Here is a 24,805-nt window from a genome sequence, read left to right on the forward strand (position 1 = left end):
TGCGTGCGCAATGCCAGCAGCGCGTCGAGCTCGCAGTCGAGCGTCAGGTAGAAATGCGGGATGGTGGTCTTGGCCTCCACCAGCCGCCGCGCGATGGTCTTGCGCATAGTGTCATGCGGGACAAGCTCGTAGGAGCCTTCCTCGAACAGGCGAAGCACCTGATCGTCAGCCATCGCCTTCACGGCAGGGGCTGGCGCGGCTGCCGGCGCGCCGGCAGGAGCCTTGGCCGCGGGTTCGGCCTTCGCCGAAGCCGCCGCACTGGAACCACCGGTCGCGATTGCCGCATCGACATCGGCCTTGACCACACGTCCATGCGGACCGGAGCCCGACACGGCAGACACATCAAGGCCGGCTTCCCTGGCGATACGCCGGGCAAGCGGCGAGGCGAAGGTGCGGCCTACATCCGGCGATTGGCTGATCTTCCCTGTGGGGGATATGCCCGGCAGGGCAGAGGGGGGCGCGACAGGCTCGGACGTCGGCGAGGCAGCGCCCCCCTCTGTCGGCTTCGCCGACATCTCCCCCATGGGTGGGGAGATGGGCTCCTTGTCCTGCTTAGCCTCGGCTTTCACCGGTGCGGCGTTAACGTCCCTCTTCGAGGCGGCACCAGCATCCTCGCCCTCGGCGGCAAGCACCGCGATCAAGGCGTTGACCTTGACGCCTTCCGTGCCAGCCGGAACAACCAGCTTGGCGACCGTACCCTCATCGACGGCCTCGACCTCCATCGTCGCCTTGTCGGTCTCGATCTCAGCGATAACATCGCCTGGCGATACCTTGTCGCCTTCCTTGACCAGCCACCTGGAAAGATTGCCCTCTTCCATCGTGGGCGAGAGCGCCGGCATGGTGATGTTGATTGGCATTTCGTCCTCCCGCCGGTTCAGCGATACGTGACAGCTTTGACCGCCTCGATGACCTCGCCGACATTGGGCAGCGCCAGTTTTTCGAGGTTCGCCGCATAAGGCATCGGCACGTCCTTGCCGGCGATGGTGATCACTGGGGCATCGAGGAAGTCGAAGGCGCGCTGCGAAACCTGGTTGGCAATGTGATCGCCGACGGAGTTCTGCGGATACCCCTCCTCCACGACGACAAGACGGTTGGTCTTCTTGACCGAGGCGATGATGGTGTCGAAATCGAGCGGCCTGATCGTGCGCAAATCGATGATCTCGGCATCGATGCCCAGACCGCGCAGCTCGGCTTCAGCCTTCACCGCATAGGTCATGCCGATGCCGAAGGACACGATGGTGACGTCCTTGCCCGGTTTGTGGATGCGCGCCTTGCCGATCGGCAGCACGAAATCATCCAGTTTCGGCACATCGAAAGACTGGCCGTAAAGGATCTCGTTCTCGAGGAAGATGATGGGGTTGGGATCGCGGATCGCCGACTTGAGCAAGCCCTTGGCGTCGGCGGCTGTATAGGGCATCACCACTTTCAGCCCGGGAATGTGGCTGTACCATGCGGCGTAGCACTGCGAATGCTGGGCGGCGACGCGGGCTGCGGCACCGTTCGGACCACGAAACACGATCGGCGCGCCCATCTGGCCACCGGACATATAGAGGGTCTTGGCCGCCGAGTTGATAATCTGGTCGATGGCCTGCATGGCGAAGTTGAAGGTCATGAACTCGACGATCGGCTTCAAGCCGGCCATCGCCGCGCCGACGCCGACGCCGGCAAAGCCGTGTTCGGTGATCGGCGTGTCGACGACGCGCCGAGGCCCGAACTCCTGCAGCAATCCTTGGGTGATCTTGTAGGCGCCCTGGTACTCGGCCACCTCCTCCCCCATCACGAAGACGTCGCCGTCACGGCGCATTTCCTCCGCCATCGCGTCGCGCAATGCCTCGCGCACCGTGGTCGAGACCATCTCGGTACCGGCAGGTATATCTGGGTCGGCGGCAGCTTTGGCTGCCGGAGCAGCCGGGACAGCCTTGGGAGCCTCGCCGGCATCCTGGGGTGCTGCTTTCGAGCCTTCCTCAGATGCATCTGTGCGCTGACCGCCGGCGGACACCGCGTCCTGAGTTGAGGCCGGCACGGCCTTGCCGCCCCCGTCGTTGTCGCCTGCGCTCTCGCCTTCCTGCAGCAATACAGCGATCGGCGTGTTGACCTTGACCCCTTCGGTGCCGGCAGCGACCAGGATCTTGCCCAGCGTACCCTCGTCGACGGCTTCAACCTCCATCGTCGCCTTGTCGGTTTCGATCTCGGCGATGACGTCGCCGGCGACGACCTTGTCGCCCTCGTTCTTCATCCACTTGGAAAGATTGCCCTCTTCCATGGTCGGCGAGAGAGCGGGCATGAGAATTTCGATCGGCATGTCCTTGCCCTCCCGTTACAATACGATATCGGTCCAGAGCTCGGACGGATCCGGCTCCGCGTCGTTCTGGGCAAATTCGGCGGCATCGGCCACGATGTCGCGAACCTCCTTGTCGATGGCTTTCAATTCATCCTCGGTGGCCCACTTCTTCTCGATCAGCCGCGCCTTGACCTGCTCGATCGGATCATGCTCCGAGCGCATCTTCTGCACTTCTTCCTTCGAGCGGTACTTCGCCGGATCGGACATGGAGTGGCCGCGGTAGCGATAGGTCTGCATCTCGAGGATGAGCGGGCCATTGCCGGCACGGCACCATTCGGTAGCGAGATCTCCGGCCGCCTTGACGGCCCGCACGTCCATGCCGTCGACCTGGATGCCGGGAATCTTGAAGGAAGCGCCGCGGTGCGAAAAATCCGTCTCGGCCGAAGAGCGGGAGACAGAGGTGCCCATCGCGTAACGGTTGTTCTCGATGATGTAGATCACCGGCAGCTTCCACAGCGAGGCCATGTTGAAGCTTTCATAGACCTGGCCCTGATTGGACGCGCCATCGCCGAAATAGGTCAGCGAAACATTGTTGTTGTCGCGATAGCGGTTTGCGAAGGCCAGCCCAGTGCCCAGCGACACCTGCGCGCCGACAATGCCGTGGCCGCCGTAAAAGTGTTTTTCCTTGGAGAACATGTGCATGGAGCCGCCCTTGCCCCGCGATAGCCCGCCGCGGCGGCCGGTCAATTCGGCCATGACACCGCGCGGCGAAAGCTCCATCGCCAGCATGTGGCCATGGTCGCGATAGGCGGTGATCATCTGGTCGCCGTCGATTAGCGCCATCTTCATGCCGGTGACGACAGCTTCCTGGCCGATATAGAGATGGCAGAAGCCGCCGATGAAGCCCATGCCGTAGAGCTGACCGGCCTTTTCCTCGAAACGGCGGATGAGCAGCATGTGCCTGTAGGCGGCAAGCTCTTCGTCCTTGCTGAAGTCGGCGGGGCTTGGCGTCGAAAGCCCTGATCTGCCATCGGATTTAAATTTCGCAGGCGCTTTTTTCGCGGCGGTGGCCATGCATGACTCCCTGTTGCGTCTCTTCGCGGACATTGGAGCAAGATGAAATCCGCTCCGGGGAGATCAGCGCCTCCCCATCGATTTTTGGGAGGCTAACACGCGTAAAGGCGTTGCGCCATGCCGAATATGCATAGCTGGCATGCGACTAACCGTTTAAAATCATTGAAAATATTGGTGATTAACCTGAAATCGGTTATTTTGCTGGCGCCGGCAACATGATGGTGATTTCATCGGCCTGCGACAGGTTCAGCGCCCTTCGCGCCTGCTCGTCGAGCATGTCCTTCTCCAGCGTGCCTTCATGCATGAGGCGAACGCGGCGTTCGAGCTCCAGTCGGCGAGCCTTGATCGCGTCGAGTTGCCCCTGCAAGGCGACCGTCTGGGCCTCGAGTTGATATTTGGAGTTGATACCGAACTCACCGTGATAGGCGTGAAAACCGAAATAGGCCAGGAAGGCCACGCAAAGCGACGGGATGATCAGCCGTCCGGTGTTTCTCTGCTTGTGCTGACGCGTCCACATCGCCCGTTCCCTCGCGGCCGCGGACTCAAGGCTGCGGCACCCGATCTTTTTGGCCCGATTGTGCTTAACGGACGGTTACGCAGGCCGGCCCGGTGGCCACGAAACGAACAAGGGCGGGAATGACCCGCCCTTGTTCCAAAATCCATCCACCCGTTTGTTTTTCGGTTCAGCCCTTCAGCACCGACTTGCCGGCGTAGAGCGCCTGCTTTCCGAGCTCTTCCTCGATACGGATAAGCTGGTTGTACTTGGCCATGCGGTCCGAGCGCGATAGAGAGCCGGTCTTGATCTGTCCGCAATTGGTCGCGACAGCGAGATCGGCGATGGTCGAATCCTCGGTTTCGCCAGAACGGTGCGACATGACGGCGGTGTAGCCGGCTTTGTGTGCGGTCTCGACGGCGTCGAGCGTTTCGGTGAGCGAGCCGATCTGGTTGACCTTGACCAGGATCGAATTGGCGACGCCCATGCGGATGCCGTCGCGCAGCCGGGCGGTGTTGGTGACGAACAGATCGTCGCCGACAAGCTGCGTCTTCTTGCCGATAAGATCGGTCAGGTACTTCCATCCTTCCCAGTCGTCCTCTGCGAGGCCGTCCTCGATCGAGATGATCGGATAGTCGGCGGCCAGCTTGGCAAGGTATTTCGCCTGGGCATTCGGGTCGCGCGTCTCGTTCTCGCCCTCATAGACGTAGTTGCCGTCCCTGAAGAATTCCGTCGCCGCGCAATCCAGGCCGAGCGCGATCTCTTCGCCAGGCTTGAAGCCGGCCTGCTCGATCGATTCCATGATGAAGTCCAGGGCCACCGGCGCGCTCTTCAGGTTCGGCGCGAAGCCGCCTTCGTCGCCGACATTTGTGTTATGGCCGGCGTCCTTCAGCTTCTTCCTGAGCGTGTGGAAGATTTCCGAACCCCAGCGAACGCCTTCGCGCAGAGTCGGCGCACCGATCGGCAGGATCATGAATTCCTGGAAGTCGATCGGATTGTCGGCATGCGCGCCGCCATTGATGATGTTCATCATCGGCACAGGCAGGACATGCGCCTTGGTGCCGCCGACATAGCGGTAGAGCGGCAGACCGGCGGCATCCGCGGCTGCCTTGGCCACCGCCAGGGAGACGCCGAGAATTGCGTTGGCGCCGAGCCTGCTCTTGTTGGGAGTGCCGTCCAATTCGATCATGGTCTGGTCGATATGGATCTGGTTCTCGGCCTCCATGCCTCCAATCGCCTCGAACAGTTCGCCATTGACTGCCTCGACAGCCCTCAAGACACCCTTGCCGAGATAGCGCGCGCCGCCGTCGCGCAGCTCAACCGCTTCATGAGCGCCGGTCGACGCTCCGGACGGCACGGCGGCACGGCCCATCGAACCGTCCTCTAGAACCACATCGACCTCGACGGTCGGATTTCCACGGCTGTCCAGGATTTCACGCCCGACAATGTCGATGATGGCGGTCATAGCGATGTCCCCGATTGATCTATGATGCGTTGGCGCCCGTCTTAGCCAAAGCAATACAAAAGGCAATCGGCCCAAGGGCGAATCTTGAAGTCGACGCGATTCACGAAGCGCAAATTTCTGTCATCATAAGTCATGCCTTCGGGGAGAAGATCTGGAGTATGAATGCTGCCGCGCGGGGCGAAACAAGAGGAGTTTCGCCATGTCTGAGTTGAGCGGTATCGTCAGTCTGTTGTTCATTGCGGCTGCGTTCCTGACCTCGTGCGACACTCAACAGTCGCCACCAAAGGCCGTCTCGCCAGTGCACATCAGTGGTGAGGCAGCATATTGAATCAGGAAGGGGCGCCGTCCGGTGACAGCGCCCCTTCCGTGGTCAAGCCGCAAGATCAGTGCCAGTACGGCGTGACCTTGTAGTACTCATAGGATGCGTCGCGCGCGGTTTGGCCATCGGCTCCCGCCAGTTCGTTGATCGAGTAGGCAGGCGCCGACTTCAACTCCTCCCTGGAGAACGGCACGACGTAGCCGCCCTTGTCCTCGTCGTAGTCGAGGCTCGCCCACGGAACCGCGTGATATTTCTCTCCTATGCCAAGAAACCCGCCGAATCCGATCACCGCGAACATGATCCCATTCGACGTCTTGTCCAGCATGATATCCTCGATGCTGCCAATGCTGGAGCCTTCGGTGTTGTAAACCGAGGTGCCGATGACTCGCGAAGCGGCGATTGCTTCAGTATGACCTGTCGGTGTCGTCATGATCTGCTCCTCATGTCGTTGAATCGTACTTCGACAATGAGTAGCCGGAACGAAGGTTCCCCCATTTGTTAGTGCCGAGCCAGGCAAATTGGGCTGGAAAGAGCGTTGCATCGGTGCATCGATCTGCGGTCAAAAGTGTCTGAAGCGAGTGCTGCTTCAGAGACCCTTTGCGATACGGTCGAAGGCCATCAGCCTTTCCAGCAGGGCCGGCATGTCCTTCAACGGCAACATGTTCGGGCCATCGGAAGACGTCGAATTGTCGGGATCCTGATGGGTCTCGATGAACACGCCTGCAACGCCGACAGCCACAGCCGCGCGGGCCAGCGTCTCGACAAAGCGCCGCTCGCCACCCGATGAACCACCCTGTCCGCCCGGCTGCTGGACCGAATGCGTGGCATCGAAGATGACCGGCGCTCCGATCTCGGCCATGATCGGCAAGGCACGCATGTCCGAGACCAGCGTGTTGTAGCCGAAGGAGGCGCCACGCTCGGTGGTGAGCACATTGGCGTTGCCGGAGCCGGTTATCTTGGCGACGACGTTCTTCATGTCCCACGGAGCGAGGAACTGCCCCTTCTTCACGTTGATCACCTTGCCGGTTTTCGCGGCGGCGACGAGCATGTCGGTCTGTCGCGACAGGAAAGCCGGTATCTGCAGAACGTCGACATGCGGGGCGACGATCGCACATTGCTCCTCGGTGTGGACGTCGGTCAGCACAGGAAGCGAAAATTCCTTGCGAAGCTCGTCGAAGACGGGAAGCGCCGCGTCCATTCCGGCACCGCGCGTCGCAGACAGCGAGGTGCGGTTGGCCTTGTCGTAGCTGGTCTTGTAGACGAGGCCAATGCCGAGCTTGCCGGTCAATTCCTTCAGCGCGCCGGCCATGTCGAACGCATGCTGACGCGATTCGAACTGGCATGGGCCGGCGATCAGCGACAGGGCCGCCCTATTGTCGAAGACCACATTGCCGACGGTGACCGATGAGTTGGGCGCCATCGAATGGGCCGCTTGGAGGTTGGTCATTGAATCTCCCGAAAGATGAAGGCAGCGCCCTGCCCCGGCGCGGGCCGCACCACGATATCCCTGCCCGATATATCGTGCTCGATAGCGTTGGCCGCAAGCAGCCTCGACGTGGCATCCGCGTGCGCGACCGAAAAGACAATTGCGGCGAAGCGAAGCTCCGTCGGCGGACCGAGCGGCAGGCCAAAGCGCGAGCTGAAGGACGCCGGATCAAGGACGCTTAGAACCGCGTTGGGCAGGCGGAAAACGCCGCCCCGATCTTCAAGATTGGGATCGTCGATAGCGACGGAAATCAATCGGTTCTGTTCTTCAGGCCGATCACTGACCGCCACGATCTCGACAATCCCGGTGGCGCCGTTTGCATGGGCCTGCAAAGCCGCGCGGTCTACCTTCGGCGCATTGACCCGCTCGCAGGCGAAGAGAATGGCGTCCGTCGCCTTGCGGCCAGCCGCGAAGGCGAGCGTGAAGGAGGCGATTTCACTCTTTCCATCAGGATCCGTGAAGGCGCGAGAAAAGCTCAGCATGTCTCCGGCCGACAGGTCGGCATCGACAAACCGGGCTTGATCGGCATCGGCATGCGGGGTGCCCAGCACGACCGCGGAAAACCCCTCGTCGCCAAGAACGTCGCGATAGAGACGGTCACGCGCGACAAACACGTTGCCGTCGGCGACAGCCTGCATTGCGGCCTGCTGATTGCCTACCGCGAGTGGTTCGAGATACGTGCCATCGGCTAGGAAAACGCAGCAGTTTTCTGTCCCGAAGGGATGAATGCCGGTCGGGGCGACAAGGAAGCCGAGGGATGTGAGCCGCCTTCGCGCGACTTCGACGCTCTGCGTCGGCAGCACCAGGTGATCGATGGGATGAGTGCTGGATGAAGGTGTTCTGATCATGCGGGCGCGATGTGCATCATTCCACGCCGAGGTTCAAGGCTTGATCGTGACCGCCGCGCCCAGATGGCGACGCAACATGCAAGCGATACACCGTCATATCCTCACGCATCAAGAATTGACGTGAGGATATCCCCCGCACGGGGGATGCTCCCGATCCCACCCTGGACGATCATCGAACGGTCTTGAGATTCGACAATGACCGGCGAACATTGCCCTGCCCCACGGCTGAAATTGATTGACCATGACGGGCAAGAGGATGCTCAGGATCCTGCGGATCACGCCGCATTTCTACCGACCCGGCACATGGCCGGTCGCCTTCGATCCGGTCGGTGGATTGCAGAACCAGTCATGGACGATCGCGCATGGCCTGGACAAGGCCGGCACAACCCAGACGGTTCTGACCAGCTACATCCCCGGCAGCCCAAGAAACGTGCGGCTATCGACGACGATGCGCGTCAAATGCACGGGGTTCTGGCTGCCGGAATTCCTGGCCGGACCGATGCTCTGCTTCAGCTGGTTCCTGGGCGCCATACCCGAGCTCCTTCGCGCACGAAAGCGCTATGATCTCGTTCATATCCATTTCAATCACTCGATCTGGTGCAGGGTGATGGCCGTCCTGGTGAAAGCTCTGGGCGTGCCGCTCGTCGTCTCGATGAACACGTCCCTCTGGGCGGGTTTTCAGTCGGCGTTTCGGCTCAAGGGCAAGCCCTACGACATCACCCGCTGGTTCGAGCGGATGGCCTTGCGGTCGGCGGACCGGGTCGTGGCCCTGACCGAAACCTATGGCAGGAGCGCCGCGGGCGAAATGGGGCTCGACGCCTCGCGCGTCGACGTGGTGACGGACGCCATCGACATCGACGCCTTTCAACGCCCGATCGCTGCCAAGCTGCTTGAGGCCTTTCGCGCCGAGCACGGCATCCCGCATGGCCGTGCGATCGTCAGTTTCATAGGCCGCATCAGTCCCGAGAAGGGCTGGCAGGATTTGCCGATCCTGGTGACGCACCTGTCCGAGAAAGGAGCGTTCCTGCTGATCTGCGGCGATGGCCCTGATCGGCGAAAGCTGGAAGCGGTGCTCACCGCGATCGCGCGTCCGGGGTCATGGACCATTACCGGATTTGTCTCTCCAGCTGAGGTCAAGAAGGCTCTTCGCATCTCCGACGTCCTGATCCTGCCATCGCGGCGCGAGGTGCTGGGCAGCGTCCTACTCGAGGCCATGGCGGCGGAGGTGCCGGCGGTTGCCTATGCCGTCGGCGGGGTTACCGACGTGGCTGGCAGACCCGAGGCACTGGCGCTGGTGCCAGAGGGGCGGCAACAGGAATTCATCGACCGCACGCTGCGGCTGCTTTCCGATGACCAGGCCAGGGAGGCCCTGATTGCGCAAGGACGGCGGCGCGCCAAGGATTTTTCGCTGGCGTCGGCGGTCGTGCTCAACCTCGAGCTTTATGGCTCGGTGCTCGCCGGCTCGAAACATGGCAGACGACAGCCAATCGCTATCATGTCGTTGCAGGAGGACGGCGGCTCGCCGGATGGCGCGTGATCAATTTCGTCACCACGCGCAGCCACGCCTATACCGTCCGTCACTTGATCCGACAATTGGGCGATGCACGCGGCTGGAGTTACGAGCGCCTGTTCCGGCAAAAGCAGCTGCGTTCCGGCACATGGATATTCACCGATCACGAGCGGCTTTCGAACTTCGAGATCGCATTGGCCGCCAAGGTCGCCAACCGGCTCGAACGCGGCGGCGCTCGCGTGCTCAATCATCCCGCGCGTGTGCGCGGTCGGCATGATCTGCTGAAAGCCCTCAACGCGGCGGGGATCAACAATTTTTCGGCCTGGCGCTGCGAGCATCAGCCGCGCCCGAATTCCTTCCCGGTCTTCATCCGCAACGAGTTCGACCATCTTTCCGCAGACCTCGAGCTGATCGCCGATCAGCCGGGGCTTGATGCCACGATCGGCCGAATGAGGGCAAACGGCGCGCCGCTGGCCGGCAAACTGGTGATCGAGTACGCAGGCCAGGAGGTGAGCCCAGGCCTCTGGCAGCGCTTCGCTACCTATCGCGCCGGCGACCGGCTGATCGCCCATCACAATGTCGTCGATTTCCGCTGGGCGGCCAAGGACCTGCGGCAGCCTGCGCGCCTGCGCGCCCATCCGATGTTTGCGGCCTTTCTCGAGAACGAGCGTCGTTTCGTCGAGGGCGACATGTATGAGGACGTGCTGCGCCGCGCCTTCGATCTTGCCGGCATCGAATATGGCCGCGCCGACTTTTCGCTGGTCGACGGGCGCCCCCAGATATTCGAGATCAACACCAATCCCGCGCACGGTTCCCACCGCGAGATTTATCGCGACACCTTTCCTGAAAGGGTGGAGACGCAGAAGCTGGCGGAAGACCGGCTGTATGCCGCCCTGCGCGCGGTCAACACGCCGGCCGGCAACCGCATTGCCCTCGACGACCCCGACCTGGTGCCACAGCAGGCGCTCAGAAGACTGTTCCAGGGGATAAAGCGTGCTTGACCTCGCTGCGTCGGAAAGTCCGGCTCCCGACCGCCCAATCCTCCTCGAAGCGACCAGTCGCTTCGATTTCGACTCCAGGGACTATCGGCGGCTTTTCTCCCGCGCATCGGCATCGGCATTCCAGCACCCAGACTGGCTCGCGGCCTTCTACCGAACCATGGCCCCGGCGCATGACGCAGAGCCACTGGTGATCACCGGCCGGGACGAAGACGGCGAATTGCAGTTGCTGGTGCCACTTGTCCGGCGCCAAGACGGCAACGCGGCAGGCTGGATCGAATACGCCTTTCTCGGCGTCACTGACTATGCCTGTCCGGTGATCGCCAGGGGCACGAGTCTCGGCCCCCGAACCGCGCAGTCTTTCCGCGACGCGGTTGGTCCTCATGCCGGGGTCAGAATAGGGCCGGTTCATCAAAGCCATCTGCGGCAATGGCGTTCTCTCCTGGGGATTGAACCCTCGACGCTCGATTTCGGCGCCCATGCCGTGCGCTACGGTAGTCCCTATGCCGAATCGCGCAGGGGCAGTCTTGGCATCCGCCGCGCGGCCGGCCTCGACCGCAAGGCGCGCAAGCTGGACCAGGAAAGCGGGCCGCGGCTGGAACTGCTGGAGCCGGACGAAGTGCGTCCGGCGCTTGTGGCGGCGTGCGATTGGCGCATCGGACGTTTTCCCGACGATCCGCTTGTGACGGCGCACGGGCTCCAATTCTATATCGAGGTCGCGACGAATGGTGCACGGTCAGGCCTGGCCCGAACATGGCGCCTCGCCGGCAAGGATGGTCCGATCGCCCTTGTCTTCGGCTTGGTAGACGGCACTTGCTTCCGCTACATTCTGCTCGCCTGTGATTACGGCGCTTATGGGCGTTTTTCCCCGGGCATCCTCATTCTGGACCGCGCAATGGCGGCATGGGCCGCCGAGGGCGGCACCGCTTTCGACTTCACCATCGGCGACGAGCCATTCAAGGCGGGCTTCGGTTGTACGCGCGCCAGCATGCACGAGTTCCGGTTGTGACAGCCCTGCCGGCACCCCCCGCCATACAAATCGCCGGGGTCGCCTTGCCTCGCCTTGCCGTGGTTGTGCCAGCCAGAAACCGCCGAGACAGCCTGCCCCGGACAATGGCATCCGTTCTTTGCAGCCAGCGAGCCGATATCGAACTGGTCGTGATCGACGACGGATCGACGGACGGAACCGAGAGCTATCTGGCCTCTGTCGACGACGCCCGCCTGGCTTGGCGCCGCCTCCCGCAAGCAGTTGGAGCCAATCGGGCTCGCAACGAGGGAGCGGCACTTTCCCGTGCGCCGCTCATTGCTTTTCTCGATTCCGACGATGCCTTTCGGCCCGACCGGATAGACCGGCTAATCGGCTTCTTCGACGAGAACCCGGGCATAGACTGCACCATAGACGGTTTCCGGGACATTTCGGCCAACGTGGAGCGCGTGCACCAGCTGCCCGTCACGACGCCCGATCCGGAGAAACTCCGGCAACTGCTGCTGTGCCACTGCATCCCGCTGACCAATTCGACCCTTACCATTCGCCGCTCGGCCTTTATCGGCATCGGCGGCTACGATCCGGAGCTGCGCCGCCATCAGGATCGGGAACTGCTGTTGCGTCTGGTAGGCCAGCGCCACATCGCCTTCGGGGCGGCCACCGACGTCCTCAAATACCGGTCGGGCAACTCGATGTCGCGCACCCATTCGGGCTATATAGCGGGGCTGGACGACCTGGTCGCCCGCTGTCCCGACTACCGATCCAACGGCTATGAATCGATCCTCAGCTACCTGACTCTGCGCGGCGCGTTGAAAGCGGCCGCACAGGGCCATTTCCGCGTCGCGTTGGACGAGGTGAAGGCCTGGCGAAGAGCCCGCAACCTGCCCGGCGGCCTCCATGTGCTGCCAGGTTATTTCGTGGGGCGTAGAAAAAGGCGTGTGCTTGAGCGCGGTCTCGGTCAGGTCCTTGCCACGACGTCGGCGGAATAACGCAGCTCTCGCAATGGTTTGACCTTGCTGGTCGTCTGCGCGTAGAGCGGGTGCGCCTTGTAGGCCGCCAGCGCCGTTTGATCGGCGAACTCCGCGTAGACAACCACATCGACCTCGTCCGACAGCGGATCGACCTTGGTGTTGAGAGTCACTTCGAAAAAGCTGGAATGAGGGATTTCACCAAGCGCCAGCAGGCCGGTGCGGACCGCTTCCACATCCTCCTTACGCCGAGCGCTGAAGAAAACGATATGCCGGATCAATCCCGCCTCCTCGATCTGGTTGCCGAGGCCTTTTGTGACGTCATGAGCAGAGCGTCAACCGGCAGGATGTCGCGGCGGCAGGCCCTTCTTGCAGAGGCTAAAACTTCGCGGTGACGTATCGCACCACGTGGCTCACTTGCCTGACCGTCGTGTCCAGGTAGCGACCCTGATTGTAGAGGCCATCCCAGATGAGGAAAAACGCAAGCGCGCTGATGATGATTACGTAACGCATTGCTAAAGCTATCCCATCATCTGGCCCGCCGCCATAGGCGTCTTGGCGGGTTTGGCTCGGATGGTCGCAGACGAGCGAAAGACTCCGCCGTCGTGAAACTCGGCGGCGGTTCGCCCGTACCTTTCATTGACCACGCCTAGGCGTGGAGGGGCCGCCGAAAGCGGATGAGTCGATGCAAAGGGACAAGATGAATATCGTGCCTATCAACCGTGGCGGAGAAGGCGGCAGGAAGAAAATAGCAGTGATCGGATCGGGGGTGTCGGGAGCAGCCGCCGCGTGGGCGCTTCACCCGACGGCCGATGTGACGTTGTTCGAGGCATCGGATCGCGCGGGCGGTCACACCGCCACCGTCGATATCGACTATGACGGCACCCCGATCTCCGTCGACACCGGCTTCATCGTCTACAATGAACTCGCCTATCCCAACCTTTGCGCTTTGTTCTCGCATCTCGGCGTCGCCACCCACGAAAGCGACATGGGGTTCTCGCTGTCGCTTGATGGCGGCAAGCTTGAATGGTGCGGCTCGACGCTGCGCACGATATTCGCGCAGAAGCGCAATGTCTTCTCGCCCGGATTTCTGTGGATGCTGCGCGAAATCCTGCGCTTCAACAAGGAATGCGTTGTCGACCGCGACAGCGGCTCGCTCGGCCATACGACCATTGGCGACTACCTAGACAAGAAGGGTTATTCGCCCGCGTTCCGCGACAATTACCTGATGCCGATGGCAGCCGCGATATGGTCGACCCCGCGGGCGAAAATGCTCGACTATCCTGCTGCAAGCTTTATCTCGTTCTTCGAGAACCACCGCCTGATCCACGGCGAGCGCCCGACATGGCGCACGGTCAGCGGTGGCTCGCGCAATTACCTGCACAGATTGCTGGCGCCGCTCGGCACCCGCGTGCGGCTCTCGACCCCGGTCAAGACGATCGTCCGGGACGCGTTCGGGATCACCGTTTGGGCTGGCGACCAGCCCTCTGACCGTTTCGACAATGTGATCATCGCGACTCACAGCGATCAGGCGCTCGCCATGCTAGGCGATGCATCCAGTGTCGAGGAGACTATCCTGTCCGCCATTCCGTACCGGCCCAATCGCGTTGTCCTGCATCGCGACACGAGACTGATGCCCAAGCGGCGGGCCGCTTGGGCCGCGTGGAACTACCTTCGGTCGTCGCACGATCTCAACGAGCCTGAAGTCTCCGTCACCTACTGGATGAACAAATTGCAGGGCATAGATGCGGCCAAGCCGCTCTTCGTTTCCCTCAATCCCGTGGTCGAGCCACGCAAGGATCTGGTGTTCGGCGAATGGAGTTTCGACCACCCTCAATACGACGCCCGCGCTTTGTCTGCGCAGGCCCGGCTCGATGACATCCAGGGCGTGCGCGGTACCTATTTCGCGGGGGCTTGGACCGGCCATGGCTTTCATGAAGACGGACTGCGCTCAGGTCTTGCGGCGGCCGTCGCCTTCGGCGCGAAAGTGCCATGGCATGCCGCCTCCAGCGAATTTCCCGAACGCGCCCTGGCAGCTGAATAGTGCAAACCGATGACCAGGCAGCGCGTCTCGACAATGGCGGAAAACGGACCGCCGCCGCGGGCGGCGGGCGTGCTATATCCGGGCGAAGTCATGCATGCCCGGCTGAAGCCGTTCGGCCACCGCTTCACTTACTCAGTCTTTTCCTTGCTGGTCGACATCGACCGACTTGCCGAACTTGGCCGCGCCACCTTCCTGCTGGGCGTCAACCGCCGAGGCTTGTCGTCATTCCATGAAAGCGACCATGTCGAGCGCTCCGGCGAGACGCTACGGGCCTTTGCCGACCGGTTGCTCGCCGGCGCGGGACTGACGGAACCCGCCGCGCGCATCCTGCTGCTCGCCTATCCGCGCATGCTGGGCTACGTCTTCAATCCGATCTCGGTCTATTTCTGCTACGACAGGGCCGACAGACTCATCGCCATGATCTACGCCGTGCGCAATACTTTCGGCCAGCGGCACACCTACGTGGCCCCGGTCGAGGCGGGAGATGTCAGTCAAGCTGGTGTGCGCCAGTCGCGCACCAAGATCTTCCATGTATCGCCGTTCATCGACATGGGTGCGCGCTACAATTTCCACATATTGCCGCCGGGCAAGGTCGTTCGCCTGCGTATCCATGAGACCGAAAAGGGCGAACCGTTGCTGTCGGCGACCTTTGCAGGCGAGGGAAAAACACTTGGCACAGCCCAGCTTGCAGGCTGCCTCTTGAAGTTCCCCCTCATGACGTGGAAGATTGTGGCCGGGATTCACTGGGAAGCGCTGAAGCTCTGGTTGAAGGGCGCGCGCTTTCGTTCGAGCCCGCCCGTCGCCGAACCGGTCAGTTACCGGGATCAGGCAACGGCGTTCGAACCCGGCGAATGATCCAAGAGAACCGTGGCGGGGCGATCGGCGCCGGAACACGGAAATCCAGGGGCATGGAATGGCGCACGGGGAACATCACGGCACGGCGTTGAGCGAAGCGATCAGGCTGGACGAGTTCAATTTCGCCGAGATCGTCAAGGGCCTGCCGGCTAAGGCGCGCATGGTCCTGTCCGCAGCCATGAACCTGCCGCGCGGCTCGCTCAAGGTTCGGATGCCGGACGGCCGCGCGGTCCTCGTTGGCGGCAAGGGGCCCGGACCGGATGCGGAGCTTGTTCTCAAGAACTGGCGCCTGCCAGGCCGTGCGTTTTCCGGCGGCACGATCGGCGTTGCCGAATCCTACATGGATGGCGATTGGGAAAGCCCTGACGTCACCAGCTTCCTTGAACTGTTCGTAGTCAATTCGGCGACCGGCGAACGCATCGCCGGGGGTGCAAGCTGGCTGATCAACACGGTCCAGCGGATTCGCCATTGGTTCAACGAGAACACGCGCACCGGCTCGCGGCGCAATATCTCTGCCCATTACGATCTCGGCAATGCCTTCTACAAGGAATGGCTCGACCCGAGCATGACCTATTCGTCGGCGCTCTACGCCAACGGCGCCAATGATCTGGAAAGCGCACAGGCGGCCAAATACCGGGCGCTGGCCAAGGACACCGGTATCGGACCACGCGATCATGTGCTGGAGATCGGGTGCGGCTGGGGCGGTTTCGCCGAATTCGCGGCGCGCGAGATCGGCTGCCACGTCACCGGCCTGACGATCAGCCGTGAACAGCACGACTATGCCCAGGCCCGGATACAGAAAGCTGGGCTGAGCGAAAAGGTCGACATCAAATTGCAGGATTATCGCGACGAAACAGGCACTTACGATCGCATTGCTTCCATCGAGATGTTCGAAGCCGTCGGCGAAAAATACTGGCCCGTGTTCTTCAGCAAGATGAAGTCGTGCCTGAAACCCGGCGGCACCGCCGGACTGCAGATCATCACAATCAATGAAGACTCCTATGAGACCTATCGCGCCAGGCCCGATTTCATCCAGCGCTATGTGTTTCCCGGCGGCATGTTGCCGACGCCGTCGATCCTCAAGGCTTTGGGCAGGGATCATGGCCTTTCCCAACTCCGCGAGCGCGTGTTCCCGCAGGACTATGCACGCACGCTTGCAGAATGGCGCGAACGGTTCTGGGGATCCTGGGAGAAGATCGTCCCGCTGGGTTTCGACGACCGCTTCAAGAAGCTCTGGGAGTTCTATCTTCACTATTGCGAAGCCGGCTTTCGTGCGAGCTACATCGACGTGCGCCAGGTGATCTACAAGGCCTAAGTCGATGCTTGACGCGTCGGAGATGGTCGCCTGGCAATGGTCTAAGACGGATGAAGCTCAGACCTTGTCCTCGTCGCCCTGGGTGATCAGCCGCGCGCTGCGCTGGCCCGTCGCGTAGATCCATAGCCAGCTTAGCGAAACGGCAAGTCGGTTGCGAAAGCCGATCAGGAAGTAAATGTGGGCCACTCCCCACAGCCACCAGGCCGGCCATCCGGTCAGCTTGAGCCAGCCCAAATCGATGACCGCCGCACGCTTGCCGATGGTGGCGAGATCGCCATCATGCCTGTAGCGGAACGGCCGAGGCGTCGCGTCGCCGGCCAGACGCGCCTTCAGCAGGGCGGCGACGTGCTTGCCCTGCTGCTTGGCGGCAGGCGCAACGCCGGGGACGGGCCGTCCGTCCGGTCGCAAAACATGCGCCGCATCGCCTATGACGAAAATCTCCGGATTGCCCGGCACCGTGAGATCGGGCGCCACGAGCACCCTGCCGGCCCGGTCCGCTTCAGCGCCAAGCCACTCGGCGGCCGGCGATGCGGCCACGCCCGCGGCCCACAGGATTGTCTTCGCCGCCAGTTCTTTGTCGCCGAAGACGACCCCGTCCGCGTCGCACCGCGTCACGGCCCTGCCGAGTTCGATCGTCACCCCCAGCCTTTCGAGTGCCTTTTCGGCATAGTCGGAATGCTCCGGCGCAAAATTGGCAAGGACGCGATCGCCTGCCTCGATCAAGACAACCCGGATCGAGCGTGTATCGATGTTGCGGAATTCGCCACGCAGCGTGTCATGTGCCAACTCGACGATCGTGCCGGCCAGTTCCACCCCAGTTGGGCCACCGCCAACAATCGCCACAGTCAGCAGTGCCTGACGCTTGACGGGATCGGTCTCGCGCTCGGCCTGCTCGAAGGCGAGCAGGATCCGCCGCCTGATCGTGGTGGCATCCTCCAGTGTCTTCAGGCCAGGCGCGAACGGCTCCCATTCCTCATGGCCGAAATAGGCATGGCGCGCGCCGGTGGCCAGCACCAGCGTATCGTAGGCGAGCGCGCTGCCGTCATCGAGCATCACGCGCTTGCCGGGCCGGTCGATACCGACGACATTGGCGAGCAGCGTGGTCACATCCCTGCGTTTTCGCAACAGGTGCCGGATCGGCCATGCAATCTCGGATGTGGCCAGCGCCGTGGTCGCCACCTGGTAAAGCAGCGGCTGGAACAGGTGGTGATTGCGCTTGTCGATCATGGTGATCCGGACCGGCGCCTCGGCCAGCGCACGGGTAAATTCGAGACCGCCGAACCCAGCGCCGACGACGACGACTTGATGGTTGATTTCACTCATCTCATTCGTCCAATTTATCTGCGCTTTATGTAGTGCCGTTGTGCATCGCAACAACGTCGCGCCACGCAAGCCTGTCCTGCATCAGACGCGCGGCATCGGTCGTCCCATGTAGTGAATGCACATGCCGCGTGCCCGCAGCTTGTATAGCTTCAGCAACGAGATCCGGGAGGTAAGGATGACCAGCGATCATGAGGACGCCCAGAACAACGATGGCTCATCGCACTATTCGTCGCATGGCGCGCCCATGTCCGACTGGGCCGAGATCAAACGATGGCGCAAGGCCGAGCGCGAGCGACTGATCGCAGCGCGCCTCGAAGTGCCGGCAGACACGCGCTCCATCATGTCGCAACGCATCGCCGAGGGCCTCGACGCCATCGTCGGCGACGTTGCCGGCCGCACGGTCAGCCTCTACTGGCCGTTTCGTGGCGAGCCGGACTTGCGGCACTGGATGGCGTCGATCAATGAACGGGGCGGCCGCACCGCCCTGCCCGTCGTCATCGAGGTCGGCCGGCCGCTGATCTTTCGCGCCTATGTGCCCGGCGACCGGTTGGACAAGGGCGTCTGGAACATCCCGATCCCGGCCGAGGGCGATCCTGTGCTGCCGGACGTGGTCATCTCGCCCATCGTCGGCATCGACACCGCGAATTACCGCCTGGGCTATGGCGGTGGATTCTTCGACCGGACGCTGGCGGCGATGCCCGTCAAGCCGCTGGTCATCGGCGTCGGCTACGAACTGCAGCGCATTGCGACGATCCATCCGCAGCCGCATGATATCCCGATGGATCGGGTGGTCACGGAGGCTGCGGTCTAGCTAGGCCATCTCCGGCTTCATGCCCATCGCGGTTCGATCGACGATCTCGCGCAGGGCGAAGGAGGAGTTGATCTTGGTGACATGCGGCATCGCCGACAGCCATTCCTTGTGGATGCGCTCATAGTCGACCAGATCCTTGGCCGCGATGCGTAGGATGTAGTCATACTCCCCCGACATCAGGTGGCACGACAGCACATTTGGGCAGCGCTTGATCGCTGCCTCGAAATCGGACAAGGTTTTCTCGAACTGGCCAGACAGCGATATATGCACGATCGCCGTCATCTGGTGACCAAGAGCCGCGTTGGAGAGACGCGCGTGGTAGCCGCGGATGGTCCCGGACTTCTCCAGATTGTCCAACCGGCGCGAACACGCCGACTGCGACAGGCCGACCTTCTCGGCGAGGGCCGCGTTCGGAATTCGACCATCCTTCTGCAGCGCCTCTAGAATGGCGATATCAATCCTATCGAGCGGCATTATTAGTGAATCCTTCGAAAATTGCTGCAAATAACGCAATGATTATCGAAAGCCGAAAGGCGGCGCAACCGCATTCGCAAAGACGTGCACATTGATTCGTGGTTCAATCCCCTGCTGCAGGGAACTAGCCCATAGGGCCGGATCAGGAGAGAATAATGCGCGTCGGCTGCCCCAAGGAAATCAAGAATCATGAGTATCGCGTCGGGCTGACGCCCGGCTCCGTCCGCGAATATGTCGCCCACGGCCATGAAGTGCTGGTCGAAACGGGCGCGGGCGCAGGCATCGGCGCCGATGACAATGCCTATCGCGCTGCCGGCGCTACTATTGCCAAGACCGCCGCCGATGTGTTTGCCAAGTCGGATATGATCGTCAAGGTCAAGGAGCCGCAGCCCAATGAATGGGCGCAGCTCCGCGAAGGTCAGATCCTGTACACCTATCTCCATCTGGCGCCGGACCCGGAGCAGACCAAGGGCCTGCTTGCTTCGGGCGTGACCGCGATCGCTTACGAGACGGTTACCGACGAGCGCGGCGGCCTGCCGCTCTTGGCGCCGATGTCGGAAGTCGCCGGACGTCTTTCGATTCAGGCCGGGGCGACGGCGCTGCAGAAAGCCAATGGCGGCCGCGGCGTGCTGCTGGGCGGTGTGCCCGGCGTGCTGCCAGGCAAGGTCACGGTGCTCGGTGGCGGTGTCGTCGGCCTGCATGCGGCCAGGATGGCGGCGGGGCTTGGCGCCGACGTCACTATAATCGACCGCTCGATCCCACGGCTGCGCCAGCTGGACGATCTGTTCGCCGGACGCGTCCACACCCGTTATTCGACGGTCGAGGCCCTCGAGGAAGAGTGCTTTTCGGCTGATATCGTCGTCGGTGCCGTGCTGATTCCCGGTGCCGCGGCGCCGAAGCTGGTCACGCGGGAAATGCTTTCCGGCATGAAGAAGGGCTCGGTGCTGGTCGATGTCGCCATCGACCAGGGTGGCTGTTTCGAGACCTCGCACGCCACCACCCATGCGGAACCGACTTACGAGGTTGACGGCGTCATACATTACTGCGTCGCCAACATGCCCGGCGCGGTGCCGGTGACGTCGGCCCACGCCCTCAACAATGCGACGCTGCATTATGGCCTTCAGCTTGCCGACAAAGGCCTGAAAGCGCTGATCGACGATCATCACCTGCGCAACGGCCTCAACGTCCACAAGGGCAAGATCACCAATCGGGCGGTCGCCGAAGCCCTTGGCTACGAGCTCGTCGAACCAAAAGCCGTCCTCGCGGCTTGATACTCGCTCCGGGCCGAGCTCGCTGAACCTGCCGGCGTTCACGGCGACAAAGCTCGACCTGGACGTCCTCAAAGCAAACATTCCAAGTCCGCCAGCTACGCTGGCGGACTTCTTCTGCCAGACCGGTCGACCTTCTTGCTCTGTGCCGCTCGAAGGCAACAAAAAAGCGGAGCCAGGGCCCCGCTTCCTAGACGTCGAGATGTGCCGCCGGTTCATCCGCGGTCGGCCAATCGATCGACAATGGCTTTCTAGCGCGCCAATGCGACGGGAGTACGACAGCTGTTTCGGGTGAGGATGCTCTTGCCCGTCAGGCTCGCTCTATCCTGCATTGGTAGCAATTATTGCGCGCCGACCGGACATGCAGGTAGGCGATCTTGCTGCTTTCAAACAGGGTCTCTGCCCGGGCCGCGATTGCCCCGGTAGGGATAACGCCGCCGCTGCCGTAGACGATGCGGTCGTCCCTGTCGTAGCCGCGCACGATGTAATCCGGACTTTCAAGAATCTCGGGAAGCATGTCGCCTGCGACGGCTCGCTCGCATTCTTGGGCGTGCAGGAAGATCGGTCTGGTCTCCGCATAGGGCTGCAGCTTGGGGAATGGCCGATAGGCCAGGACAAGGTAGCCTTGCCCGGCTGCGATGTTTTTCAGGCAGTGACGGCAGGGCATGCCGTCGCCATCCGAGATCTTGAGCTCCGGCGTGCGGCCGTACGCGTCAGGCTCGCCGCGTTGCAACGCCCTTACAGGCGCGGTGGGTAGGGCTGTGAACTGGAAGACCATGGCAGAAATCTCCGTTTCGATTGTCCGGAAACTATTGCCTTGGGCCCGTGCTTCCCACCCGATTCGTGCAAACGATAAGGGGCGGGCTTATCTACAGGCCTGCCTGACGGATGCGAGCCTCGCCCACAGGCCGGCTGGAAGCCTGTCGGATCAGGGCCGCATGACGCTGGCGGAACGTTCCACAAAGGGCATGGGCCGAACGGTCTCCTTTTTCTGCGCCACCGGCGTGAAACCGAGCTTCTGGTACAGCGGCAGGGCGGCGGGATGATCGAGCGTGCAGGTCTGTACCGTCACCCGCCGCGGTCCATGCGACCATGCGGCGGCTATCGCCGCACCGAGGAACCAGCGGCCTATGCCTTGGCCTGTCGCGTGCTCCATCATGCCGAAATAGGCTAGCTCGACTTCGTCCGGAAGATGCGGCTTGAGATCGAAAAAACCGGCCGGCGCGCCATCGAGATAGAGCACCCGGATGTCGCGGTCCTCGCGATGTATGCCTGCGGAAAGTTCGTCGTCATCCAGTCTCAACACGTTGACCCAGTGCCATTTTCGCCCCACCCGGTCCATCAGATAGCGGTAAAAGTGGAGAGGAATCTCCTTTGTCTTAAGCAACGCGATCTGGCGGTTGTAGGGCGCGGGCGGCGAGTAGGCCGGCGGCACATGCATTTCGAGAAAGGTCACGGTGACGTCGATGTCACTCGGCGTGCCGTTTTCCATCGTCGTCATTCCTTGCCCGTGACCACAGGCGTATCCGGGAGAGAGCCCCACTCCGCCCAGGAGCCATCGTAGAGCTTGTTGTCGGTATGACCAAGCGTTTCCAGCGCCAGCGTGATCACGGCGGCGGTGACGCCGGAACCGCAGGAGGTGATGATCGGTTTGGACAGATCGATGCCTGCCTCCTCGATGGCCTTGCGGAGGCCGTCCTTGGATTTGAGCACGCCATTTTCCGAAAGCGCCGAATAGGGAACATTGTACGCGCCGTGCATATGGCCGGATCGAATCCCGGCGCGGGGCTCGGGCTCGGCTCCCGTGAAGCGGCCAGGCCCACGCGCATCGGCGATCTGGCTTTCGCCGGTTCCGACAACCCGCCGCATATCGGCCAGACCGGCCACGCGACCGGCGTTGAAATCGGCGTGAAAAACGTTCGGCGCGATCTTGGTCGGCTCCGCCGTTACCGGCCGTCCTGCGGCCTTCCAGCCGTCGAGACCGCCTTCCAGGACGTAGACCTGGGAGACGCCCATCACCCGCAACATCCACCATGCCCGCGGCGCGGCGAAGAAGCCCGGACCATCATAGACAACGATCGTGTCTTCGGCCGAAATGCCCATTGCGCCGGCATATTGCGCGAAATGCTGCGGCGTTGGCAGGGTGTGCGGCAAGGGGGAATCCGGATCCGAAATCGCATCCTGATCAAGGAACCGGGCGCCTGGAATATGCGCCGCCTCATATTCGGCGCGCGCGTCGCGGTTCTGCGCGGGGAGATACCAGGACGCGTCGATGATCTCCAGACCCGGCTGGCCCAGTCGGTCCTGCAGCCAGTCTGCATCGACGGTGAAAGGACTGTCTTCGGCCATTCGTCTCTCCTGCTTTGCTGGGGTCCGTCGTTTGTCAGGCCGTCGGCATCGGGCCAAAACGGATTCGGAAGCGGCGGTTCTCACGACCCTTCTTCTCGATCTTGCCGATATGGATTTCACCGACTTCGCCGATGCTTTTGATATGCGTGCCGCCACATGGCTGGCTGTCCACCCCGCCGTTGTCGCCAATGCAGACCAGACGGATCTTACCGGTGCCAACCGGCGGACGCACGTTCTTGGATTTCACCAGGCCGGGGTTGGCCGCCAGTTCGTCGTCGGTGATCAGCCTGGTGAAGACGGGATGATCGGCCCGCACCAGATCCATCAGGCTCGCCGTGACCTCTTCCTTGCTGAAGCTGGCATCGGGAATGTCGAAGTCGACACGGCTGTCATCTTCCGACACGGAAGCGCCCGTTATAGGAAAAGGGCAGACGACCGTGAGCAAATGGCAGGCCGTATGCATGCGCATCAACAGATGCCGCCGCTCCCAGTCGATCGCGAGCGCCACCTTCTCGCCCACCGCCGGCAGCGCCTGGCCCGGCGCCGGAACGTGGATGATCTCCTCCTTGCTCTCACCGGTGATGGTGGCGGCAATGACGATGACGCTGCCATCTGCGCGTTCGAGACGGCCCGTGTCGCCTGGCTGGCCACCCGACGTCGCGTAGAAGATCGTCCTGTCGAGAATGATACCGCCACGGTCGTTCACGCCAAGGACGGTCGCGTCAGCCCTGCGCAGATAGGCATCATCGCGAAACAGGGCTTCCGTCTTGTAAGCCATCAAGCGACCTCTTCGAACGGCACCGAAATGGTGCTCCGCTCTTCCATCCAATGCGGGACCGGCAGATTCTTCTCGCGCAGGAAATCCGGGTTGAACAGCTTCGACTGGTAACGCGTGCCATAGTCGCAAAGAATAGTCACGATGGTGTGGCCGGGGCCAAGTTCCCTTGCCAGGCGGATCGCACCGGCAATGTTGATGCCGGTCGAGCCTCCGACGCAAAGACCTTCCTCCTGCATCAGGTCGAAAACGATCGGCAACGCTTCCTCGTCCCTGATCTGGAAGGAGAAGTCAGGCGTGAAACCTTCGAGATTGGCGGTGATGCGCCCCTGCCCGATGCCTTCGGTGATCGAGCTGCCCTCGGCCTTCAGCTCGCCGCTGGTGTAGAAATTGTAGAGCGAGGCGCCCAGCGGATCGGCAAGCGCGATCTTGACGTCCTTGCTCTTTCCCTTCAGCCCTCTGGAGACCCCGGCCAGCGTACCACCCGAGCCGACGGCGCAAACGAAGCCATCCACCTTGCCGCCGGTCTGGCTCCAGATCTCTTCGGCCGTGGTGCGGATGTGGCCATCGCGGTTTGCCGTATTGTCGAACTGGTTGGCCCAGATGGCACCGTTCGGCTCCGTCCTCGCCAGCTGCTCGGCCAGCCGTCCCGACAGTTTCACGTAGTTGTTCGGATTTTTGTAAGCCACTGCTGGCACCTCGATAAGCTCCGCGCCGAGCAGCTTGATCGTATCCTTCTTTTCCTGACTCTGAGTGTCGGGAATGACGATGACGGTTCGGTAGCCGAGCGCCTTGGCCACCAGGGTCAGCCCGATACCGGTATTTCCGGCCGTTCCCTCGACGATGACGCCGCCGGGCTTCAGCAAACCGCGTTGCTCGGCATCGCGGATGATGAACAGACCAGCGCGATCCTTGACCGACTGACCGGGATTCATGAATTCAGCCTTGCCGAGGATCTCGCAACCGGTTTCTTCGGAGGCCTTGTTGAGGCGGATCAGAGGCGTGTTGCCGATCACGTCGATCACAGAACGGTTCATTCGGGATTCCTTCTGGAGGTGCGCGAAACCCTAGAAACCCGATGCATCGGTTTCAAGGCAAGAATTTGCCTGGTCCAGTCGCTTTCCAACGCGCACGGTGCGCCGCTGCGGCACGAAGCCATTATGG

General features: G+C 62.2%; 26 protein-coding genes. 9 read left to right on the forward strand and 17 right to left on the reverse strand.

The features are described 5' to 3' along the window. The 8 genes from LB513_RS14890 to LB513_RS14925 form a co-directional block, all read right to left on the reverse strand. The coding region (locus LB513_RS14890) for a biotin/lipoyl-containing protein (protein ID WP_224664256.1) at nt 1–857 on the reverse strand (857 nt) is incomplete at its 3' end. Nucleotides 858–874: 17 nt separating this feature from the next. Next, nucleotides 875–2,302, reverse strand: coding sequence for a pyruvate dehydrogenase complex E1 component subunit beta (locus LB513_RS14895; RefSeq protein ID WP_224664257.1), 1,428 nt, complete (start codon nt 2,300–2,302; stop codon nt 875–877). 15 nt (nt 2,303–2,317) lie between these two features. Further along, the gene (pdhA, locus tag LB513_RS14900; protein WP_224664258.1) at nt 2,318–3,355 is read right to left on the reverse strand and encodes a pyruvate dehydrogenase (acetyl-transferring) E1 component subunit alpha; all 1,038 of its coding nucleotides are present in this window, start codon (nt 3,353–3,355) and stop codon (nt 2,318–2,320) included. Between the two features lie 193 nt (nt 3,356–3,548). Further along, complete coding sequence (locus LB513_RS14905; RefSeq protein ID WP_224664259.1) at nt 3,549–3,872, reverse strand: FtsB family cell division protein; 324 nt, start codon at nt 3,870–3,872, stop codon at nt 3,549–3,551. A 166-nt stretch (nt 3,873–4,038) separates the two neighbouring features. Next, complete coding sequence (gene eno, locus LB513_RS14910; RefSeq protein WP_224664260.1) at nt 4,039–5,313, reverse strand: phosphopyruvate hydratase; 1,275 nt, start codon at nt 5,311–5,313, stop codon at nt 4,039–4,041. 383 nt (nt 5,314–5,696) lie between these two features. Next, nucleotides 5,697–6,062 (reverse strand): PRC-barrel domain-containing protein, encoded by a 366-nt coding sequence (locus LB513_RS14915; RefSeq protein ID WP_224664261.1) that lies wholly within the window; start codon nt 6,060–6,062, stop codon nt 5,697–5,699. Between the two features lie 156 nt (nt 6,063–6,218). Next, entirely contained in the window at nt 6,219–7,079 is an 861-nt protein-coding gene (kdsA, locus tag LB513_RS14920; RefSeq protein ID WP_224664262.1) for a 3-deoxy-8-phosphooctulonate synthase, read from the reverse strand. Beyond that, nucleotides 7,076–7,966: a VOC family protein gene (locus tag LB513_RS14925; protein ID WP_224664263.1), complete on the reverse strand. Its 891-nt coding sequence runs from the start codon at nt 7,964–7,966 to the stop codon at nt 7,076–7,078. Before LB513_RS14925 ends, kdsA begins: the two co-directional genes overlap by 4 nt. A 241-nt stretch (nt 7,967–8,207) precedes the next feature. Here LB513_RS14925 and LB513_RS14930 point away from each other — a divergent pair, with 241 nt between their 5' ends. Genes LB513_RS14930 through LB513_RS14945 form a run of 4 tightly spaced genes read left to right on the forward strand, consistent with a single transcriptional unit; the run spans nt 8,208 to nt 12,448 of the window. Next, nucleotides 8,208–9,503, forward strand: a complete 1,296-nt coding sequence (locus LB513_RS14930; protein WP_224664264.1) for a glycosyltransferase family 4 protein — start codon at nt 8,208–8,210, stop codon at nt 9,501–9,503. Beyond that, entirely contained in the window at nt 9,500–10,477 is a 978-nt protein-coding gene (locus tag LB513_RS14935) for a hypothetical protein (protein WP_224664265.1), read from the forward strand. Before LB513_RS14930 ends, LB513_RS14935 begins: the two co-directional genes overlap by 4 nt. Next, a complete protein-coding gene (locus LB513_RS14940; RefSeq protein ID WP_224664266.1) occupies nt 10,470–11,483 on the forward strand; it encodes a GNAT family N-acetyltransferase in 1,014 nt (337 codons plus the stop codon). Before LB513_RS14935 ends, LB513_RS14940 begins: the two co-directional genes overlap by 8 nt. Further along, the gene (locus LB513_RS14945) at nt 11,378–12,448 is read left to right on the forward strand and encodes a glycosyltransferase family 2 protein (RefSeq protein WP_224664267.1); all 1,071 of its coding nucleotides are present in this window, start codon (nt 11,378–11,380) and stop codon (nt 12,446–12,448) included. Before LB513_RS14940 ends, LB513_RS14945 begins: the two co-directional genes overlap by 106 nt. On the opposite strand, the gene LB513_RS14950 is transcribed toward LB513_RS14945, so the two are convergent. Next, on the reverse strand, nt 12,418–12,708 hold the full coding sequence (locus LB513_RS14950) for a Dabb family protein (protein WP_224664268.1): 291 nt from the start codon (nt 12,706–12,708) through the stop codon (nt 12,418–12,420). The two genes, LB513_RS14945 and LB513_RS14950, sit on opposite strands and share 31 nt — an antisense overlap. A 97-nt stretch (nt 12,709–12,805) precedes the next feature. Further along, nucleotides 12,806–12,940, reverse strand: coding sequence for a hypothetical protein (locus LB513_RS25190; RefSeq protein WP_263482133.1), 135 nt, complete (start codon nt 12,938–12,940; stop codon nt 12,806–12,808). A 172-nt stretch (nt 12,941–13,112) separates the two neighbouring features. On the opposite strand from LB513_RS25190, the gene LB513_RS14955 reads away from it, so the two are divergent. From LB513_RS14955 to LB513_RS14965, 3 genes are read left to right on the forward strand one after another with little or no spacing between them, the layout of a single operon-like run. Next, complete coding sequence (locus LB513_RS14955; protein WP_224664269.1) at nt 13,113–14,471, forward strand: NAD(P)/FAD-dependent oxidoreductase; 1,359 nt, start codon at nt 13,113–13,115, stop codon at nt 14,469–14,471. 9 nt (nt 14,472–14,480) lie between these two features. Beyond that, nucleotides 14,481–15,326, forward strand: coding sequence for a DUF1365 domain-containing protein (locus LB513_RS14960; protein WP_224664270.1), 846 nt, complete (start codon nt 14,481–14,483; stop codon nt 15,324–15,326). A gap of 58 nt (nt 15,327–15,384) precedes the next feature. Continuing rightward, nucleotides 15,385–16,641 (forward strand): SAM-dependent methyltransferase, encoded by a 1,257-nt coding sequence (locus LB513_RS14965; RefSeq protein ID WP_224664271.1) that lies wholly within the window; start codon nt 15,385–15,387, stop codon nt 16,639–16,641. Nucleotides 16,642–16,698: 57 nt separating this feature from the next. Here the strand turns inward: LB513_RS14965 and LB513_RS14970 are convergent, their stop codons facing one another. Continuing rightward, nucleotides 16,699–17,964, reverse strand: coding sequence for an NAD(P)/FAD-dependent oxidoreductase (locus LB513_RS14970; RefSeq protein WP_224664272.1), 1,266 nt, complete (start codon nt 17,962–17,964; stop codon nt 16,699–16,701). Between the two features lie 175 nt (nt 17,965–18,139). Here LB513_RS14970 and LB513_RS14975 point away from each other — a divergent pair, with 175 nt between their 5' ends. Then, a complete protein-coding gene (locus LB513_RS14975; RefSeq protein WP_224664273.1) occupies nt 18,140–18,775 on the forward strand; it encodes a 5-formyltetrahydrofolate cyclo-ligase in 636 nt (211 codons plus the stop codon). Here LB513_RS14975 and LB513_RS14980 read toward each other — a convergent pair whose 3' ends face one another. Beyond that, nucleotides 18,776–19,249 (reverse strand): Lrp/AsnC family transcriptional regulator, encoded by a 474-nt coding sequence (locus LB513_RS14980; protein WP_013531467.1) that lies wholly within the window; start codon nt 19,247–19,249, stop codon nt 18,776–18,778. Between the two features lie 155 nt (nt 19,250–19,404). Between LB513_RS14980 and ald the strand changes: the two genes are divergently transcribed. Then, on the forward strand, nt 19,405–20,520 hold the full coding sequence (gene ald / locus LB513_RS14985) for an alanine dehydrogenase (RefSeq protein WP_224664274.1): 1,116 nt from the start codon (nt 19,405–19,407) through the stop codon (nt 20,518–20,520). 307 nt (nt 20,521–20,827) lie between these two features. Here ald and LB513_RS14990 read toward each other — a convergent pair whose 3' ends face one another. The 5 genes from LB513_RS14990 to LB513_RS15010 form a co-directional block, all read right to left on the reverse strand. Continuing rightward, nucleotides 20,828–21,295 carry a DUF1203 domain-containing protein gene (locus LB513_RS14990; RefSeq protein WP_224664275.1) on the reverse strand — a complete coding sequence of 156 codons (468 nt, stop codon included), beginning with the start codon at nt 21,293–21,295 and terminating at the stop codon, nt 20,828–20,830. A 150-nt stretch (nt 21,296–21,445) separates the two neighbouring features. Next, a complete protein-coding gene (locus tag LB513_RS14995; RefSeq protein WP_224664512.1) occupies nt 21,446–22,009 on the reverse strand; it encodes a GNAT family N-acetyltransferase in 564 nt (187 codons plus the stop codon). A 5-nt stretch (nt 22,010–22,014) separates the two neighbouring features. Beyond that, nucleotides 22,015–22,866 carry a 3-mercaptopyruvate sulfurtransferase gene (sseA, locus tag LB513_RS15000; RefSeq protein ID WP_224664276.1) on the reverse strand — a complete coding sequence of 284 codons (852 nt, stop codon included), beginning with the start codon at nt 22,864–22,866 and terminating at the stop codon, nt 22,015–22,017. A gap of 34 nt (nt 22,867–22,900) precedes the next feature. Further along, entirely contained in the window at nt 22,901–23,644 is a 744-nt protein-coding gene (locus LB513_RS15005; protein WP_224664277.1) for an alanyl-tRNA editing protein, read from the reverse strand. Further along, nucleotides 23,644–24,678, reverse strand: coding sequence for a cysteine synthase A (locus LB513_RS15010; RefSeq protein WP_224664278.1), 1,035 nt, complete (start codon nt 24,676–24,678; stop codon nt 23,644–23,646). The genes LB513_RS15005 and LB513_RS15010 overlap by 1 nt, the downstream gene beginning before the upstream one ends. Nucleotides 24,679–24,805 lie beyond the last annotated feature (127 nt).

It is taken from the genome of Mesorhizobium sp. ES1-1 (assembly GCF_020164785.1).
Taxonomy (GTDB): domain Bacteria; phylum Pseudomonadota; class Alphaproteobacteria; order Rhizobiales; family Rhizobiaceae; genus Mesorhizobium.

Bases quoted from the DNA above. Each gene is read 5' to 3' on its own strand.
- LB513_RS14895 (WP_224664257.1), bottom strand. From the start codon at position 2,302: ATGCCGATCGAAATTCTCATGCCCGCTCTCTCGCCGACCATGGAAGAG.
- pdhA (WP_224664258.1), bottom strand. From the start codon at position 3,355: ATGGCCACCGCCGCGAAAAAAGCGCCTGCGAAATTTAAATCCGATGGC.
- LB513_RS14905 (WP_224664259.1), bottom strand. From the start codon at position 3,872: ATGTGGACGCGTCAGCACAAGCAGAGAAACACCGGACGGCTGATCATC.
- eno (WP_224664260.1), bottom strand. From the start codon at position 5,313: ATGACCGCCATCATCGACATTGTCGGGCGTGAAATCCTGGACAGCCGT.
- LB513_RS14915 (WP_224664261.1), bottom strand. From the start codon at position 6,062: ATGACGACACCGACAGGTCATACTGAAGCAATCGCCGCTTCGCGAGTC.
- kdsA (WP_224664262.1), bottom strand. From the start codon at position 7,079: ATGACCAACCTCCAAGCGGCCCATTCGATGGCGCCCAACTCATCGGTC.
- LB513_RS14925 (WP_224664263.1), bottom strand. From the start codon at position 7,966: ATGATCAGAACACCTTCATCCAGCACTCATCCCATCGATCACCTGGTG.
- LB513_RS14930 (WP_224664264.1), top strand. From the start codon at position 8,208: ATGACGGGCAAGAGGATGCTCAGGATCCTGCGGATCACGCCGCATTTC.
- LB513_RS14945 (WP_224664267.1), top strand. From the start codon at position 11,378: ATGGGCCGCCGAGGGCGGCACCGCTTTCGACTTCACCATCGGCGACGA.
- LB513_RS25190 (WP_263482133.1), bottom strand. From the start codon at position 12,940: ATGCGTTACGTAATCATCATCAGCGCGCTTGCGTTTTTCCTCATCTGG.
- LB513_RS14955 (WP_224664269.1), top strand. From the start codon at position 13,113: ATGCAAAGGGACAAGATGAATATCGTGCCTATCAACCGTGGCGGAGAA.
- LB513_RS14960 (WP_224664270.1), top strand. From the start codon at position 14,481: ATGACCAGGCAGCGCGTCTCGACAATGGCGGAAAACGGACCGCCGCCG.
- LB513_RS14965 (WP_224664271.1), top strand. From the start codon at position 15,385: ATGGCGCACGGGGAACATCACGGCACGGCGTTGAGCGAAGCGATCAGG.
- LB513_RS14970 (WP_224664272.1), bottom strand. From the start codon at position 17,964: ATGAGTGAAATCAACCATCAAGTCGTCGTCGTCGGCGCTGGGTTCGGC.
- LB513_RS14975 (WP_224664273.1), top strand. From the start codon at position 18,140: ATGACCAGCGATCATGAGGACGCCCAGAACAACGATGGCTCATCGCAC.
- LB513_RS14980 (WP_013531467.1), bottom strand. From the start codon at position 19,249: ATGCCGCTCGATAGGATTGATATCGCCATTCTAGAGGCGCTGCAGAAG.
- ald (WP_224664274.1), top strand. From the start codon at position 19,405: ATGCGCGTCGGCTGCCCCAAGGAAATCAAGAATCATGAGTATCGCGTC.
- LB513_RS14990 (WP_224664275.1), bottom strand. From the start codon at position 21,295: ATGGTCTTCCAGTTCACAGCCCTACCCACCGCGCCTGTAAGGGCGTTG.
- LB513_RS14995 (WP_224664512.1), bottom strand. From the start codon at position 22,009: ATGGAAAACGGCACGCCGAGTGACATCGACGTCACCGTGACCTTTCTC.
- sseA (WP_224664276.1), bottom strand. From the start codon at position 22,866: ATGGCCGAAGACAGTCCTTTCACCGTCGATGCAGACTGGCTGCAGGAC.
- LB513_RS15005 (WP_224664277.1), bottom strand. From the start codon at position 23,644: ATGGCTTACAAGACGGAAGCCCTGTTTCGCGATGATGCCTATCTGCGC.
- LB513_RS15010 (WP_224664278.1), bottom strand. From the start codon at position 24,678: ATGAACCGTTCTGTGATCGACGTGATCGGCAACACGCCTCTGATCCGC.